General features: G+C 61.2%; 14 protein-coding genes. 11 read left to right on the top strand and 3 right to left on the bottom strand.

Annotated features, from left to right (window positions below; all coding sequences use genetic code 11):
• Positions 1-287 precede the first annotated feature (287 nt).
• From DLM86_RS09885 to mtnB, 11 genes are all read left to right on the top strand, one after another.
• The gene (locus DLM86_RS09885) at positions 288-1,172 is read left to right on the top strand and encodes an ABC transporter permease (RefSeq protein WP_110840234.1); all 885 of its coding nucleotides are present in this window, start codon (positions 288-290) and stop codon (positions 1,170-1,172) included.
• Entirely contained in the window at positions 1,166-2,050 is an 885-nt protein-coding gene (locus DLM86_RS09890; protein WP_110839849.1) for a carbohydrate ABC transporter permease, read from the top strand. The genes DLM86_RS09885 and DLM86_RS09890 overlap by 7 nt, the downstream gene beginning before the upstream one ends.
• Positions 2,051-2,091: 41 nt before the next feature.
• Positions 2,092-3,696 carry an extracellular solute-binding protein gene (locus DLM86_RS09895; protein ID WP_110839850.1) on the top strand — a complete coding sequence of 535 codons (1,605 nt, stop codon included), beginning with the start codon at positions 2,092-2,094 and terminating at the stop codon, positions 3,694-3,696.
• A gap of 84 nt (positions 3,697-3,780) precedes the next feature.
• Positions 3,781-6,093, top strand: coding sequence for a helix-turn-helix domain-containing protein (locus DLM86_RS09900; protein ID WP_158289418.1), 2,313 nt, complete (start codon positions 3,781-3,783; stop codon positions 6,091-6,093).
• Positions 6,094-6,456: 363 nt separating this feature from the next.
• A complete protein-coding gene (proB, locus tag DLM86_RS09905) occupies positions 6,457-7,563 on the top strand; it encodes a glutamate 5-kinase (RefSeq protein ID WP_110839852.1) in 1,107 nt (368 codons plus the stop codon).
• A 4-nt stretch (positions 7,564-7,567) separates the two neighbouring features.
• Positions 7,568-9,295, top strand: a complete 1,728-nt coding sequence (locus tag DLM86_RS09910) for a proline--tRNA ligase (RefSeq protein WP_110839853.1) — start codon at positions 7,568-7,570, stop codon at positions 9,293-9,295.
• A gap of 60 nt (positions 9,296-9,355) precedes the next feature.
• Complete coding sequence (locus tag DLM86_RS09915) at positions 9,356-10,603, top strand: glutamate-5-semialdehyde dehydrogenase (protein ID WP_110839854.1); 1,248 nt, start codon at positions 9,356-9,358, stop codon at positions 10,601-10,603.
• 24 nt (positions 10,604-10,627) lie between these two features.
• Positions 10,628-11,500, top strand: a complete 873-nt coding sequence (proC, locus tag DLM86_RS09920) for a pyrroline-5-carboxylate reductase (protein WP_110839855.1) — start codon at positions 10,628-10,630, stop codon at positions 11,498-11,500.
• Positions 11,501-11,504: 4 nt separating this feature from the next.
• The gene (locus DLM86_RS09925) at positions 11,505-12,797 is read left to right on the top strand and encodes a 2,3-diketo-5-methylthiopentyl-1-phosphate enolase (RefSeq protein ID WP_110839856.1); all 1,293 of its coding nucleotides are present in this window, start codon (positions 11,505-11,507) and stop codon (positions 12,795-12,797) included.
• A complete protein-coding gene (locus tag DLM86_RS09930) occupies positions 12,794-13,465 on the top strand; it encodes a 2-hydroxy-3-keto-5-methylthiopentenyl-1-phosphate phosphatase (RefSeq protein WP_110839857.1) in 672 nt (223 codons plus the stop codon). Before DLM86_RS09925 ends, DLM86_RS09930 begins: the two co-directional genes overlap by 4 nt.
• Positions 13,462-14,106 carry a methylthioribulose 1-phosphate dehydratase gene (gene mtnB, locus DLM86_RS09935; protein ID WP_110839858.1) on the top strand — a complete coding sequence of 215 codons (645 nt, stop codon included), beginning with the start codon at positions 13,462-13,464 and terminating at the stop codon, positions 14,104-14,106. The genes DLM86_RS09930 and mtnB overlap by 4 nt, the downstream gene beginning before the upstream one ends.
• A gap of 49 nt (positions 14,107-14,155) precedes the next feature.
• Here mtnB and DLM86_RS09940 read toward each other — a convergent pair whose 3' ends face one another.
• The 3 genes from DLM86_RS09940 to DLM86_RS09950 form a co-directional block, all read right to left on the bottom strand.
• Complete coding sequence (locus DLM86_RS09940) at positions 14,156-14,617, bottom strand: hypothetical protein (protein WP_211326504.1); 462 nt, start codon at positions 14,615-14,617, stop codon at positions 14,156-14,158.
• 18 nt (positions 14,618-14,635) lie between these two features.
• Positions 14,636-15,412: a hypothetical protein gene (locus DLM86_RS09945; RefSeq protein WP_110839860.1), complete on the bottom strand. Its 777-nt coding sequence runs from the start codon at positions 15,410-15,412 to the stop codon at positions 14,636-14,638.
• Between the two features lie 158 nt (positions 15,413-15,570).
• Entirely contained in the window at positions 15,571-16,263 is a 693-nt protein-coding gene (locus DLM86_RS09950) for a DnaD domain protein (RefSeq protein ID WP_110839861.1), read from the bottom strand.
• Positions 16,264-16,276: the final 13 nt, after the last annotated feature.

Genomic DNA, 16,276 nt, shown 5'->3' on the forward strand with positions numbered 1-16,276 from the left:
AGAATGGCAGCCCGGCGTCCCGCCGGGCTGTTTTTTCGTCTCTCCCTCCGTCTCTACCCCCGATAAACCCGCGCCAATCCGGCCTGCTGTAAAGAAGTGCAGATGCGGAACAAAACTGCCGATGGACGATGAAAGCGTTTTATATTACCTTATACGGCGATGGGGCCCCATCCGCAACGCACTCGCATTTCCATTTACGGAAGGAAGGTGAATCGAATTTGAAACGCGTCCTGCCGGCGACCGCTCCGGCGAAAAGGACCGCGCGCGGCTCGCCCCTTGCGGCATCGATGCGCAAGCATTGGGACTTGTACGCGCTCTTGCTGCCGGTCGTCGTTTACTTCATCCTCTTTCACTACGTCCCGATGTACGGCGTCCAGATCGCGTTCAAGGAATTCGTCGCTTCCAAAGGAATCGGCGGCAGTCCGTGGGTCGGCTTCCAACATTTCGAACGTTTCTTCGACGGCTATTACTTTTGGCGGCTGATCCGGAATACGCTCGGCATCGGCCTGTACGAACTGGCCGTAGGCTTTCCCGTTCCGATCGCGCTGGCTTTGCTCATGAACGAGATCGGCTCGAAACGGTTCAAGAAAACGGTCCAAACCGTCACGTATGCCCCGCATTTCCTGTCGACCGTCGTTTTGGTCGGCATGCTGTTCATTTTTTTGTCGCCCCGTTACGGCATCGTCAATACGATGATCGAATGGTTCGGCGGCGAGAGGATCGCGTTCTTGACCGAGCCGGACTGGTTCAAAACGGTATACGTCCTGTCCGGCGTCTGGCAGCAAATGGGCTGGAGCTCGATCATTTATTTGGCCGCACTGACCGGCATCGATCCGCAGCTGCACGAAGCGGCCAAGGTCGACGGGGCGAGTCGGTTGCGGCGCATATGGCATATCAATTTGCCGGGCATTCGGCCGACGATCGTCATTCTCCTCATTTTGAACGCGGGAGCGATTTTGGCGGTCGGCTTCGAAAAAGTATTTTTGATGCAGAACAGCCTCAACATGGAATCGTCGGACGTCATCTCGACCTACGTGTACCGCAGCGGCATTCTGGAAGCGCAGTACGGCTTTTCCGCCGCCGTCGGCCTGTTCAATTCGCTGATCAATTTCGTCCTGCTCGTTACCGTCAACTTCGTTGCGCGAAAGGCGGGTGAAACGAGCTTATGGTAAAGCAATCGTTCGGCGACAAACTGTTCGGTTTCGTCGTGCACGCGCTGCTCGTCCTCGTGCTGATCGCGGTGCTGTACCCGCTTCTGTTCGTCGCCGTCGCCTCGATCAGCGACCCGGGCAAAGTCGTAAACGGCGAAATTTGGTTGTGGCCGGAGGACATCACGTTTCGCGGATACGAGAAGGTGTTCCGAAACGGCGATATTTTGAACGGCTACGCGAACACGATCGTATACACGCTGCTCGGGACCGCCGTCAATCTGGTTTTGACCGTATGCGCCGCTTATCCTCTTTCGCGCAAGGAGCTGTACGGACGCGGCGTCGTTACCGCCTTGTTCGTCTTCACGATGTTTTTCAGCGGCGGACTGATCCCGACATACTTGCTCGTCAAAAAGCTCGGCATGGTGAACACGATGTGGGCGCTCATTATCCCGAACGCCGTGGCCGTTTGGAATATCGTCATCATGCGGACGTTTTTCCAGCAATCCGTGCCGGCTGAAATTCAGGAGTCGGCCTACATGGACGGCTGCTCGAACGTCCAGACGCTGCTGCGCATCGTACTCCCGCTGTCGCTCCCCATCCTCGCCGTCATGACACTGTTTTACAGCGTCGCCCATTGGAACTCGTTTTTCGGCGCGCTCATCTATTTGACCGACCGCGACAAGTACCCGCTGCAGCTCATCCTGCGCGAAATATTGATCCAAAGCAATATGAAGGATATGGTCGAAACGAGCGAAGAATCGCTTGCCAAAAGCGTCATGGAAGCCGAATCGATCAAATACGCCGTGATCATTATCGCCAACCTGCCCGTCCTGATGCTGTATCCGTTTCTTCAGCGCTATTTTGTCAAAGGACTTGTCATCGGCGCGGTAAAAGGATGATCGTACGCGGACGGCGATCCGAATCCAAAGGAGGTCCGATCATGAAATGGAAGTCTTCTTGCGCCGCGACGCTGTCGCTGGCCCTGTCGCTCGGCTCGCTCGCCGCCTGCTCCGGCGGCGGCTCCCCGGAGGACGGGAACCCCGGAAAAACGGGCTTTAACGCATCCGGCATGCCGATCGTTCCCGAAACAATCAGCTTGAAGATGATCGCGGGCAAAGCGCCGACGACCGCCCCCGACTGGAACGCGACGATGCTGTGGCAGGAATACGAAAAAATGACGAACATCCATGTCGATTGGGAAATGGTTCCGACCGACAACTTGGCGGAGAAGCGCAACATCATGCTGGCCGGCGGCGATTATCCCGACGCGTTCTTCACCGCGGGAATTCCGCTGCCGGATTTGCTCAAATACGGTTCGCAGGGCGTATTCGTCAAGCTGAACGATTTGATCGACAAGTACGCGCCGAACTTCAAAAAGCTGCTCGATCAATATCCCGAGGTGCGCAAAGGGCTGACGATGCCCGACGGCAACATCTATTCGTTCCCGACCGTTTACGACCCGAAGTTCACGTCGGTACTGGCCGGCGGCAAGCTATGGATCAAGAAAGAATGGCTCGACAAGCTCGGCTTGCAGGAACCGCAAACGACCGAACAGTTTTACGAGATGCTGAAGGCGTTTAAGGAGAAAGATCCGAACGGAAACGGCCAGCCGGACGAAATTCCGCTGCAAAGCGTCGGCTTGCCGAACTTGATCCTTTATTTCAAGGGCGCATGGGGGCTCGGCACGCGGGGGTCCCGTCACGCCAACGTCGACGTCGACGCCGAAGGCAAGCTGAGATTCATTCCGGCCGATCCGCAATACAAAGAGATGCTGCAATATTTGCACAAGCTGTACGCCGAGAAGCTGATCTCGGAAGATCTATTCACGATCCAGGCCAATCAATATTACGCCACGGGCGCCAAAGGCTTGTACGGAGCCACGTTCACGACGAGCCCTTACACGCTGATGAACCAGACGGGCTACATCGGCGCCGGCGCGTTGAAAGGGCCGCGGGGCGAGCAGTTGTATTCGGCCATCGGCTCTCCGCTTGCGGTACCGGGAGCGTTCGTCATTACCGACAAAAATAAACATCCCGAAGCGACCGTCCGCTGGATGGACTATTTGTACGGCGAAGAAGGCAGCAAAATGTTTTTCATGGGCTTCGAAGGCAAGTCGTACGAGACGGCTCCTTCCGGCGAGCTGCAGTACACGAAGGAAATTACGGCCAACCCGAACGGCTTGACGTTCGAGCAGGCGCTCGTGAAGTACGTCGTATGGCCGGGCGGCGGGTATCCGAACATGGTGCAGCAAAAGTTTTTCAAAGGCGCCGAATCGCTGCCGGAGTCGGTCCAAACGGCGGAAAAGTTCGCGAAGCACATACCGAAGGAACTTTGGCCCGCCTTCTCCTACACGGCGGAGGAAAACCAGCGGATGGCCGCGCTGAACGCGGACATTACGACGTACGTCACGGAAATGAACGCCAAGTTCGTTTCGGGCAAAGCATCGTTTACGGAGTGGGACGGCTACCTCGATACGTTGAAAAAAATGAAGCTGGACGAATATATGGCCATTTATCAAGCCGCTTACGACCGGTACAAAAAATAATCGCCGCCCGCCGTCGGTGAAACCGGCCGGACGACGTTACGAAGCTTCGGCGAATCGGCGGTCTGTTCGGGAGGAGGGATGCGGTTGATCCGAAGCCAACGCTTTTACCATTTCTTGTTCTCCTACATTTTGCTTGTCGTCCTGCTTCTTGTCGCCGTAAGCGGCGTCGTGCACCGAAATTTTTTCGACACATTGCGCGGCGAAGTGGAGGAATCGACCGTAGCGTCACTCGCCCAATTTCGCGATGCCGTCGATTTGCGCATGCTCGAGATGAACCGGCTCGCCTCCCAGCTGTCCGCCAATCCGCTCTTGACCCCGTATGCGGCGGCGGACGGCGGGTACGGCCCGCTGCAGGCGGTCGCCGAGCTGAAGCAGTACTTGTCCACGAACCTGTTCATCGAAGACGTCGTGCTGTATTACAAATCGTCCGGCGTACCGAAGCTGTATGCGGCAAGCGGTACGTACGACGCCGACTTGTTCTTCGACAGCATTTACCGGTACCGCGATTGGAGCAAAGCCGACTTTCTGAGTACGGCCGGGACGTTAACGGCTCCGTTGATGAGACCGGTCGAGCCGGTCACGTTCAATCGGGTCGCGGAGCAGCGGTACGCCACGTATATGGCGCCGATACCGCTGAATGCGGAAATGCCGTACGGCGTCGCCCTGTTCCTCATCCGCGAGGAAGCGCTGGCGGGCGTCGCGCGGGGGGTGCTGACCGAAACGGACGGGTTTTTGTTCGTCATGAACGGGCGCGGAGAAGTCGTCTTCCGCCAGGCGAACGGCGTGCGGGAGCGAACGGGAGAACGGCTTCTCGAAGCGATTCGCGGCATGCCCGGACAATCGGGTGCCGGCAAAGCGACGGCGGACGGGCGCGACTATTCGCTGCTCAAGCTCCGGTCGGACGTACGGGACTGGTCGTATGCGGTCGCCCTGCCCTCGGATCAATGGATGAGCAAAGTGGACGATACCCGATCGATCTTCAATACGACCGTGGCGGCCGTCTTCCTGATCGGGGTCGCCGTCGCGATTTTGTTCTCGATCCGGCATTACCGGCCGCTGCACCGTCTGGCCGGCATCGTCAAAGAACGGCACCGGTCGGAGTCGCTCGGCGACACGCGCGACGAATTCGACTTCATCTCGCGCGCCGTCGGCCAAATGGCCGAGGAGAAGGAGAGCTTGCTGCATCGGCTGCGCAGCCAAAGCAGGGCGCTGTCGGAACAAGTGCTCGGTTCGCTGATCAAAGGGAAGTGGAAGACGAGGCAGGAGATCGACGACATGCTGCAATTTTCCAACTTGCGTCTCGATCTCCCTCACTATGCGGTCATGCTGCTCATGATCGACGATTACGCCACCTTCCGGCGGCAAAATTCCGGCCATATGCAGGAGCTGCTCACTTACGGCTTGATCAAGGCGGTCGAGGAGCTCTCCGCGGAGGCGGGAAGCGGATTCGGCGTCGAATTGATCGACGGGCGCAGCATCGTCTTTCTGGTCAATTTGAACGAAGGGTTCGATGATCCGGACGTGCTGCGGGAGCTGGCCGAAAAGGCAAGAGCCTTCTTCAAGCAATATTTTCGCTTGACCGTCACGATCGGCCTCGGCGGCATTTACGACGATATCGCCTCCATCCCGCGTTCGTACATGGAAGCGAGCCACGCCGCCCGCCACCGTTTCGTGAAAGGGTGCGACCAAGTGTTTGCTTTTCCCGACATCGCTCCGAGATCGGCGGGACAGTACGCCTACCCCGTCGATCGGATCGACCAGCTCGTGAAAGCGATCAAGCAAGGCGACGGCAGGCAGCTGGAGTCGGCCGTTCGCGGCTCGTTCGGCCATATCGTCGAGTCGGACGTATCGGTGGAAGCGGCGGAATGCATTTGCTTCGATATCGTCAACAGCATCATGAAGACGTTGATCGAGCTCGAAATCGAGGTGGACGACCGGCTCGGCGAGACGCTACAGCAGCTGTTCGTTCCGCGCTGCGAAACGATCGAGGAGCTGGAGCATCTCGTGATCGGCATTTGCCTCAACGTATGCAAATACGTCGAAAGCCAAAAAGAAAGCAAAAACGTCCTGCTGCTTGAAGCGATGAAAGCTTACGTCGATCAGCATTACCGAGAGCATTCGCTCGACCTGGAATCGATCGCCGGACGGTTCGGGCTTTCCCCCTCCTATGCGACCCGCTTCTTCAAAAATCAGACCGGCTGCTCGCTGATGCGCCATATCGATTCGAAGCGCATGGAGGAAGCGAAGCGGCTGTTGAAAACGACGGAGATGACGCTGAGGGAAATCATGACTGAAGTCGGTTACGTGGACTCGACGAACTTTATCCGGAAGTTCAAAAAAGCCGAAGGCGTGACGCCGATTCAATACCGCAATTTGGCCCGAAACGGTACGGCGTGATGCCGATTGCGACGTGTACGGCGCGATGTTCTTTACAAACGCCATCCCTCGTGGTATCCTAATCAGTAACAATTTCCGTAACGAAACGTAGTGACGGGACCAGTAGGAAAGAGCCCACGCGCCCAGAGAGTAAATTTCATCGGCTGCGAAAATTTACCGCGATGGCTTTGCCGAACCCACCCCCGAACGGTCAACGACGAGTTGAACAGCCCCCTGCTGTTATCAGGGACAACGAGGGATGACGTCCGCCGACCGGGCTCATCCGAATTAAGGTGGTACCGCGAAAGCCGGACTTTCGTCCTTACTGGACGAGAGTCTTTTTGTTTTTTTCGTTCATTACGTTGAAGCAGGGATGGGATCGTCATGAACCAGACAATCGTGGTCAAAATCGGCAGCAGCTCGCTCACCTCCGACGAGGGCGGGCTGAACCGGTCCAAAATCGACTATTTCGCCGGCGAGCTGTCCCGGCTCCAGGACGAGGGCTGCGACGTCGTGCTCGTCACCTCGGGCGCCGTCGCGGCGGGCTTCCGCCAAATCGGCTATCCGAAGCGGCCGAAAGCGCTCCACGAGAAGCAGGCGTCCGCCGCCGTCGGGCAGGCGCTGCTCATGCAATGCTATAACGAGGCGTTCGCCAAGCACGGCCGGACGGTCGCGCAAATTTTGCTTACGCGATCGGATTTCGCCAACCGCAAGCGGATCCATAACGCGCTCATGACGATGCAGGAGCTGATCCGTCACCGGGTCATTCCGATCATCAACGAGAACGACACCGTCGCGGTCGACGAGCTGAAGTTCGGCGACAACGACTCGCTGTCGGCGCTCGTCGCGAACTTGCTGAAGGCGAGCAAGCTCGTCATCGTCACCGACACCGACGGCTTGTATACCGAGGATCCGCGCAAAAACAGCAGCGCGAGCCGGATCGACCGCGTCATCGAAATCAGCGAGGACATTTATCGCATCGCCGGCGGCTCCGGCTCGTCGGTCGGCACCGGCGGCATGCGCTCCAAGATCGAAGCGGCGCGCATCGCCACGAGCGGCGGCGTACCGGTATTCGTCGGGAAGGCGAACGAGCCGGCGGACATCGTACGCGCCGCGCAAGGCGACGGAAAAGGCACCTACTTCGATACGAGCTCGCACACGCTATCCACGAAAAAGCAATGGATCGGCTTCCACTCCGATCCGCAAGGAAAAGTCCGGGTCGACGCCGGTGCGGAACGCGCGCTCGTCGACGGAGGCAAGAGCCTGCTTCCCGCGGGCGTCACCGAAGTCGAGGGCGACTTCCATCCCGGCGACGTCGTCGAGGTGGCCGACGCGTCCGGCCGGACGCTCGGAAGAGGCGTCGTCAATTACGCCTCGTGGCAGCTCAAAGCGGTGGCCGGACTGTCCACCGAGGAAGTGCGCAGACGTGTCGACGTGACGAGAATCGAAGTCGTCCATCGCGACGAGTGGATCGTCTTCGCCGGGAGGTGAGAGTATGCGACAATCGAATACGCTCGTTCCGACGCTGCGGGACGACCCGTCCGATGCGGAAACGGCGAGCCACCGCTACATGATTCGAGCCGGCCTGATCCGTCCGCTCGTTTCCGGCGTTTACTCGTACTTGCCGCTCGGCTATCGGGCGCTTCGCAACGTGGAGCGGATCATCCGGGAGGAAATGGAGAAAGCCGGCGCGATCGAGCTGCTTCTCCCCTCGCTTCACCCGGCCGAGCTGTGGCAGGAAAGCGGACGATGGGACGAATACGGCCCCGAGCTGATGCGGCTCGCCGACCGGCACGGCCGCGCCTTCGCGCTTGGCGCCACGCACGAGGAAGCGATCACGGCGCTCGTCCGCGACGAAGTGAAATCGTACAAGAAGCTGCCGCTGACGCTGTACCAGTTTCAGACGAAGTTTCGCGACGAGCGGCGTCCAAGGTTCGGCTTGCTGCGCGGGCGCGAATTTCTGATGAAGGACGCTTACTCGTTCGATGCGACGCCGGAAGGGCTCGACGCGAGCTACAAGCGGATGTACGACGCGTACGAAGCCGCTCTCGCCCGCTGCGGCTTGACGTTCCGGGCCGTCGAAGCCGATTCCGGCTCGATCGGCGGTACGGACACCCACGAGTTCGTCGCGCTGTCCGCCGTCGGCGAGGATACGATCGCGCAATGCGCCGGCTGCGGCTACGCCGCCAACGTGGAGCTGGCCGAATCGGCGCCGGAAGCGGCCGCACCGGATACGGCCTCGAGCGCTCCGGCCGGCGACCGCTTCCCTGGAGGGGCGATCGTCGAAACGCCGGGCGTCCGTTCGATCGCGCAGCTGTCCGCTTTTCTCGGCATCGAGCCGAAGCGGATCGTCAAGTCGATCGCCCTGCTTGCCGACGGCAAGCCGGTCGTGGCGCTCGTCCGCGGCGACCGGGAGCTGAACGAGACGAAGGCGAAGCGGCTGCTCGCGGCGGCAAACGTCGAGATGATGCCGGAAGCGGATATCGCCGGCAAGCTCGGCTCCGCGGCCGGCTTCATCGGCCCGGTCGGACTGAAAGCCGGCGTCGCGATCGTCGCCGACGAGGAGGTGCGCGGCATGGGCGGCGCCGTCGTCGGAGCGAACGAGCCCGGCCGTCACCGGGTCGGCGTCGCGGCGGACCGGGATTTCCGGGTCGACCGGTACGGCGATTTGCGCACGGCGGCGCCCGGGGACGGCTGCCGGCGCTGCGGAGGCGAGTTCCGCTTTCACAAAGGGATCGAGGTCGGCCACGTGTTCAAGCTCGGGACGAAATACAGCGAGCCGATGCGCGCGACGTTTCTCGACGAAACCGGCAAGCCGCGTCCGTATTGGATGGGCTGCTACGGGATCGGCGTCTCCCGCCTTCTCGCGGCGATCGTCGAGCAGCACCACGACGAAGCCGGCATCGTCTGGCCGGCCGAGGTGGCGCCGTACCGCGTCCATCTCATCCAAGCGAGCGCCCGCGATGCGGCCCAGACGGAGCTCGCCGAACGGCTGTACGCCGGGCTGCGGCAGACCGGCATTTCCGTCCTGTACGACGACCGGGACGAGCGTGCCGGCGTCAAATTCGCGGACGCCGACCTGCTCGGCCTGCCGCTTCGCGTCACGGTCGGCAAGCGGGCGGCCGACGGCGTCGTGGAATGCAAGCCGCGAACCGCGGCGGAGCCGTTCGAGCTGGAGGCGCCGGAGCTGGCGGCCTATGTTCGCGAACGTCTTTTCCGGTAACTCGCGATAGTCTATCACGAAGATCATCCCGAAATCGAATGGGATCAGGAGGAATCGAACATGAGCGAAGTTCGCGATAAAACGTTGCGGGCGAAAGCCGCAACCCGCGCGATGAACCGTCTGACGACGGAGCAAAAAAACGAAGCGCTGCTCGCGATGGCGGACGCCTTGATCGCCCGGAGCGCATCCATCATCGAAGCGAACGCGATCGACTTGGAGCGGGGCCGGGCAAACGGAACGTCCGCCTCCCTGCTCGACCGTCTGGCCTTGAACGGCCAACGCATCGAGGCGATCGCCGAAGGGCTCCGCCAAATCGTCGAGCTGGACGATCCGACGGGCCGGATCGTCGAGGAGACGACGCGGCCGAACGGCCTGCATATCCGCAAAATCAGCGTGCCGATCGGCGTCGTCGGCATCGTCTACGAGGCCCGTCCGAACGTCACCGTCGACGCGGCCGGGCTGTGCCTGAAAACCGGCAACGCCGTCGTCCTGCGCGGCGGCTCCGCCGCGCTCGAGTCGAACCGCCGCATCGTCGCGGTCATGCACGAAGCGCTGGCGCGCACGTCGCTGCCGCCCGAAGCCCTGCAGCTGATTGAAAGCTCCGACCGGTCGTCGGTCGACGAGATGCTGAAGCTGAACGGCCTGCTCGACGTCATCATCCCGCGCGGCGGACGTTCCCTTATCCAGAACGTCGTCCAAAACGCGACGGTGCCGGTCATCGAGACGGGCGAAGGCATTTGCCATACGTATCTCGACGATGAAGCCGATCCGGCCAAAGCCGAGCCGATCGTCATCAACGCCAAAGTGCAGCGTCCTTCGGTCTGCAACTCGATGGAGACGCTGCTCGTGCACGAGCGGTACGCCGGCGCCCACTTGGCCGATCTCGCCGCCAAGCTGCGCGATCTCGGCGTCGAGCTGCGCGGCTGCGCGAAAAGCCGTACGCTCGTTCCGTGGATGGGCGAAGCGACCGAGGACGATTGGCGCACCGAATACAACGACTTGATCTTGTCCGTCAAAACGGTGAGCGGCTTGGACGAAGCGCTCGACCATATCCGCGAATACGGCACGCTGCATTCGGAGTGCATCGTAACCGAGCATGCCGGACGGGCCGAGACGTTTTTGCAAGAAGTGGACGCCGCCGCCGTTTATCATAACGCCTCCACCCGGTTTACCGACGGCTTCGAATTCGGCTACGGCGCGGAGATCGGGATCAGCACGCAGAAGCTGCATGCGCGCGGACCGATGGGCCTCCCCGCTCTGACGTCGACGAAATACGTCGTGCACGGCAGCGGACAAATTCGCGGGTAAACCGCTCGGAAGGGGGATACGGACATGGACCACGCCACATTGGATAAACGCATCGTCTTCGTCGGAGCCGGTTCGATGGCCGAGGCGATACTCCGCGGCTTGATCGAACGGCGTATCGCCGATCCCGACCGGATCGTCGCCGTGAACCGGCAGGACGAAGCGCGGCTCGCCGACCTGCGGGACAAATACGGCATCCGCACCGCGCGGATGCCCGAGCAGCGCGACCGGTACATCCGCGAAGCGGACGTCGTCGTTCTCAGCATGAAGCCGAAGGACGCGCCGTCCGGCATCGCCGACATTCGCCGGCTGCTCCGCCCGGATCAGCTGATCGTCTCGGTCATCGCCGGTCTGTCGATCGCGACGATCGAGCGGCTGCTCGGCGGGCCGTACCCGGTCGTTCGCACGATGCCGAACACGTCCAGCACGATCGGTCTCGGCGCGACCGGCATCAGCTTCTCCGCAGCCGTTTCCGCCGGCCAGCGGGAAACGGGCTTGGCGCTGTTCCGCGCCATCGGCGAAGTGTGCGCCGTGGACGAAGAACGGCTCGACATCGTCACCGGCGTATCCGGCAGCGGCCCGGCCTACATCTATTACGTCATGGAAGCGATGATCGCCGCCGGCGTCGAGGGCGGCTTGTCCGAGGAGGAAGCGCGGCAGCTGACGGTCCAAACCGTACTGGGCGCCGCGCAAATGGTCAAAACTACGAACGAGTCGCCGAAGGAGCTTCGACGCAAAGTAACGTCGCCGAACGGCACGACGCAAGCCGCCATCGAGCTGATGGAGGCGAACCGCGTCGGCGAAGCCGTCTCCCGCGCCGTTCTGCGTGCGGCCGAGCGGGCCCGCGAGATGGGGGCGGCGATGGCCGAGCAATCTTTATCGCATGGAAAGCAGGTGTAACGTCTTGAACTCGTATTGTGTCGCCACATACCGTTGTTATGACGATAAAGCGGATTTTCACAAAAAAGCGCAGTCGATCGCCGTCGGACTGACGGTCGGCAGCTGGACGGACTTGCCCGCCGCCAAGCAAAAGGAAATGGAAAAGCATCTCGGCCAAGTGCTGTCCGTCGACGTGACCGAGCCGCCGGGCGGCGGCGAATCGGCGGAAGGCGGAACCGGCCGGTACGCGGACATCCGGATCGCCTACCCGGACGCCAACTTCAGCGCGGACATCCCCGCCCTGCTCGTCACCGTCTTCGGCAAGCTGTCGATGGACGGCAAGATCAAGCTGATCGATCTTCATTTCTCGCCTTCGTTCATGAGCCGTTTCGCCGGGCCGAAGTACGGCATCGAAGGCGTACGCGACCTGCTCGGCGTCCATGACCGGCCGCTGCTCATGAGCATTTTCAAGTCGGTCATCGGCCACGATCTGGACGAGCTGACCCGGCAGTTTTACGGCCAAGCGGCCGGCGGCGTCGATTTGATCAAGGATGACGAAATATTGTTCGAAAACCCGCTTACCCCGATCGAAAAACGGGTGGAGGCGTGCATGGAAGCGGCGCGGCGCGCCAAAGCCGAGACGGGCCAGCAGCTGCTGTACGCCGTCAACGTGACCGGCCCCGCCTCGAAGCTGGCCGACCAAGCGAAGCGGGCGATCGGCGCCGGGGCGAACGCGCTCCTGTTCAACGTGCTCGCCTACGGCTTCGATACGCTTCGCGAGCTGAGCGCCGATCCGGACATCCGCGTCCCGATCGCCGCCCATCCCGCGCTGGCCGGCGCCTTGTACCCGTCGCCGCATTACGGCATCGCCGCCTCCGTGCTGCTCGGCAAGCTGATGCGGCTCGCCGGCGCCGATCTCGTCCTGTTCCCTTCGCCGTACGGCTCCGTCGTCATGCCGAAGGAGGAAAACATGGCGATTCGCCACGCCCTCGTCACCGACCGGCTGGAAGCCGACTACGGCTACCGGGCTCCCGGTGACGACGGCGCCGTCCCCGTCTCCCCGCTTCGCGCGAGCTTCCCGGTCCCTTCCGCGGGCATTCACCCGGGACTCGTCCCGTGGATCGTCCGCGACTTCGGGACGGACGTCGTCGTGAATGCGGGCGGCGGCGTCCACGGCCATCCGATGGGAGCCGCGGCCGGCGGCCGGGCGTTCCGCCAGGCGATCGACGCCGTCGCGGCCGGCATCCCGCTCGAGGAGTACGGCAAATCGCACGCCGAGCTGGGTGCGGCCGTCGAACGGTGGGGGGCCAAATCATGAGGCGCCCCGTCGTTTTCTGCGACTTCGACGGCACGATCACGATGAGCGACAATATCGTCGCCATCATGCGGCATTTCGATCCGCCGGGCTGGCGCGAGCTCGTCGACGGCGTCGTCGACGGGTCGCTCAGCATCCGGGAAGGCGTCGGCCGCATGTTCGAGCTGCTCCCCGCCTCCCGCAAGGACGAGGTGGCGCAGTACGTCTTCGACACCGCCGGCATCCGGGCCGGCTTCGCGGAGCTGCTCGACTACTGCAAGACGCACGGGATCGAATTTCTCGTGACGAGCGGGGGAATCGACTTTTTCCTGCTGCCGCTGCTCGAGCCGTTTCCGATTCCGCGGGAAAACATTTACTGCAACGCCAGCGACTTTACCGGCGAGCGGATCCGCATCGTTTGGCCGAACCGGTGCGACGAGCATTGCACGAACGATTGCGGCATGTGCAAGACGACGGTCATCCGACGGTACCCGAAGGAGGACTATTTCCGGATTTTGATCGGGGATAGCGTAACCGACTTCGAAGGCGCGAAGCTGGCCGATCTCGTCTTCGCCCGGTCGCACCTGATCGCGAAATGCGAGGAGCTCGGCGTCGAATACGTACCGTACGAGACGTTCCACGACGTCATTCGCCATCTTCATACGCTCGAACAAGGAGGCGTCACCCCATGAACGAAACAATCTACACGCTGGAGCAGCGCCAGGACGCCTTTGCCCGGCTGAAGGATATCAAGACGGAGCTGGCTGCGCGCGGCTGGTTCCCGGCGACGAGCGGCAACTTGTCCGTCCGGGTCGGCGATTTCGCCCCCGACCGTTTCGCCTTCGCGATTACGTCGAGCGGAAAAGACAAATCGAAGCATTCGCCCGAGGACTACTTGATCGTCGACGGCCAAGGCCGCCCGACCGAGCCGACGAAGCTGAAGCCATCGGCGGAGACGCTCATTCATTGCGAAATTTACCGGCTGACCGGCTGCGGCGCCGTGTTCCACGTCCATACCGTGTTCAACAACATCGTCTCCGAGCTGTACGCGGATCGGGGCAGCGTGCCGATCGAGCGGGTCGAGCTGATCAAGGCGTTCAACATTTGGGACGAGGACGCGTCGATCGAAGTGCCCGTCCTGCCGAATTACGCCGACATCCCGAAAATCGCGGCGCTCGTCGAAGGCCGCCTCAATCCGGCCGTGCCGGGCATCGTGCTCCGCAATCACGGCATCTACGCATGGGGCGCCAACGTCTTCGAAGCGAAGCGGCATTTGGAGGCGTTCGAGTTTTTGTTCGAGTACGTCTACCGGTGGAAAATGATACAAAAATAACGCGAAAGGCGGCCCCGACAACGGGCCGCTTTTCGCTTGTTGCGTCGCGTCAAGAACGATCCACTTTACCGACGCCCAGCGCATGGTTGCGTTCGAGTATCGTTCGCACTTGCTCGAATTCCGAACCGATGCACCGGACGAGCAGGACGACTTCCGCCGCCGGTTTTCCGGCCTTCTTGCGGGGAAGCCGCCGCGCGTTCAAGAGCACGTCGAGTCCGAGGCCGAGCAGGAAACCGCCGAAAAAACCGATCAGCCCCCATATGATCGGCCCCCAACGGAGCGCGAAGCCGAAGCTCGCGCCGAGTACGGCGAAGACGGTGCCGAGAACCGCACCGCCGTCGAACAGGCTGATGCCGTCCGATCGATGCAGCGTATCGAACAGCGGCTGAGCGCCTAGCGACTGCTCGAGCGGTACCGCCATCATCCGCTCGCGATCGACGCCCAATTCCTCCAGCTCGCTCAGCGCGAGATCCACATATAACGAGTGCTCGAAAGCCGACAGCACGTACACGTCGTTTCCTCCCCCGATTCATAGCGGCATATCGAACGATTCGGACTGGTATTCGTTGCGCAGATGCTGGGCTTGCTCCCTACGGAACAAATTGTTGTACTCGACGGCCGTTACATACGATTCGTAAATCGCGTATCCGTAAAGCGAAGGCAGGAACAGCGCCCATTCCGCATCGATCACCGCGGTCGCCTCCCGAAACGAGCCGGTCATCGTGTAATAGAACGCCTCGAGAAAATGCGACATGACGACTTGAATGATCGTCCAGCACAGCAGCAAAAATCCGGTCGGAATCAAATGAAGATACAGATGGCCGAGCCCCGGCATGAGCATCGACCAAGCGACCGCCAAAAGCGGATTTCGCTTGTCCAAAAAATTGATCGAATACGCGCCGATTTCGAGCGATTGGATCGGCGATCCGGCACGCCGTCCGAGCCGGGTCAGCTTGTTCGTCTCGATCGTCAGCCGGTAGCTGTCCCATATCGAATGGATATAGACGGCGATATACAGCAGGAGCCACCGTTTGTTCAACGACGTGCGCGCCAAATCGAATTGCCCCGTGAACGAATACACCATCGCCTCGTTCAATTTCGAAAACGTATTGATGACGACTTCCCACAGGAGCAGCATGTAGCCCTTCAAATATTTGCCGAGCATCAGATGGCCGAAGCCGGGAAACGCCGCCGACCACCACGCGACGATCAGCGGGTTGCGCAGATGCATATAGTTCATGTTGAACGAGGTCAGATGGGATAAATACCTGCGGGGCAAATCGTTTTTCGATTGATGTTGGTTCATGAGTGGCTCCGTTCACCCGCCGTCTATGAAATGGCAGTCCGTCAAGCCGACTAGCCGGACATCATGCCGACCTGTGCGGTTGCTAGATTTGGTTATAGGGTTCGCCGCCGGGCCCGGTTTTATCCGAAAAACGCCGGAACGAACGGAAAAAGGGACCCTCATCGGGTCCCTCTGAACTTCTGCGTATATTCCCGAGCCTGCTCCGGCGTTTGCACGCGGTTCCGGCTCCATTCGAGCAATATCCGGTCGATGTATCGGAAGTTGATGACGCCCGCGAATACGGCCTCCTTCAAGGCGAACCGGATGAGCTCTTCCGGATGCTTGTCGCGGTCGAGCCATTGCGTGATCGTCTCGCACTCCATCGGCGTAAGCGGTCGGGCGAATTCCTTCTCGAATACGGTGAACATGTCGTCGGCATCCGGCTTCGCCGGCGCCGGCCGCTCTTTCTTCGCCGCTTGGGCGGCGGCCGCGTTCTGGCGCGACTCTTCGAGCCATGCCGCCGCCAGCTTCCGGTACATCGGCATCAGGTTGTACCGCTCGCCCATGACGCCCGTCACCGGGTCGGTATCCTCGTCGATTTGCAGCAGATCGTCCTTCATCAGACGCTGCAGCGCCCGGATCACCTGCTCGGGGGGCGCCGACATGCGGCTCTGCAGCTCTTCCGGCGTCGGAAACTCCTTGCCTTCTTTCTCCTTGAACGCGAGCAGCTGGATGAGCAGCATCGCTTCCGTATCGGACAGCTTCATCGCCTTGTACAGACGCAGCAGCAGGGCGGGAACGGATACGCCGCCTTCCCGCATCGCCGCCGCCACGCCGCGCTCGATCCGGCTCCAGTCTTCCCCTTTCGCCATCCGCCAGCCTCCT

Origin of the sequence: Paenibacillus flagellatus (genome assembly GCF_003217775.1) — a bacterium.
GTDB classification, from domain to species: Bacteria; Bacillota; Bacilli; order Paenibacillales; family NBRC-103111; genus Paenibacillus_AB; species Paenibacillus_AB flagellatus.

Bases quoted from the DNA above. Each gene is read 5' to 3' on its own strand.
- proC (WP_110839855.1), top strand. From the start codon at position 10,628: ATGGACCACGCCACATTGGATAAACGCATCGTCTTCGTCGGAGCCGGT.
- DLM86_RS09945 (WP_110839860.1), bottom strand. From the start codon at position 15,412: ATGAACCAACATCAATCGAAAAACGATTTGCCCCGCAGGTATTTATCC.
- DLM86_RS09915 (WP_110839854.1), top strand. From the start codon at position 9,356: ATGAGCGAAGTTCGCGATAAAACGTTGCGGGCGAAAGCCGCAACCCGC.
- DLM86_RS09890 (WP_110839849.1), top strand. From the start codon at position 1,166: ATGGTAAAGCAATCGTTCGGCGACAAACTGTTCGGTTTCGTCGTGCAC.
- DLM86_RS09885 (WP_110840234.1), top strand. From the start codon at position 288: ATGCGCAAGCATTGGGACTTGTACGCGCTCTTGCTGCCGGTCGTCGTT.
- DLM86_RS09910 (WP_110839853.1), top strand. From the start codon at position 7,568: ATGCGACAATCGAATACGCTCGTTCCGACGCTGCGGGACGACCCGTCC.
- proB (WP_110839852.1), top strand. From the start codon at position 6,457: ATGAACCAGACAATCGTGGTCAAAATCGGCAGCAGCTCGCTCACCTCC.
- DLM86_RS09930 (WP_110839857.1), top strand. From the start codon at position 12,794: ATGAGGCGCCCCGTCGTTTTCTGCGACTTCGACGGCACGATCACGATG.
- DLM86_RS09950 (WP_110839861.1), bottom strand. From the start codon at position 16,263: ATGGCGAAAGGGGAAGACTGGAGCCGGATCGAGCGCGGCGTGGCGGCG.
- DLM86_RS09895 (WP_110839850.1), top strand. From the start codon at position 2,092: ATGAAATGGAAGTCTTCTTGCGCCGCGACGCTGTCGCTGGCCCTGTCG.
- mtnB (WP_110839858.1), top strand. From the start codon at position 13,462: ATGAACGAAACAATCTACACGCTGGAGCAGCGCCAGGACGCCTTTGCC.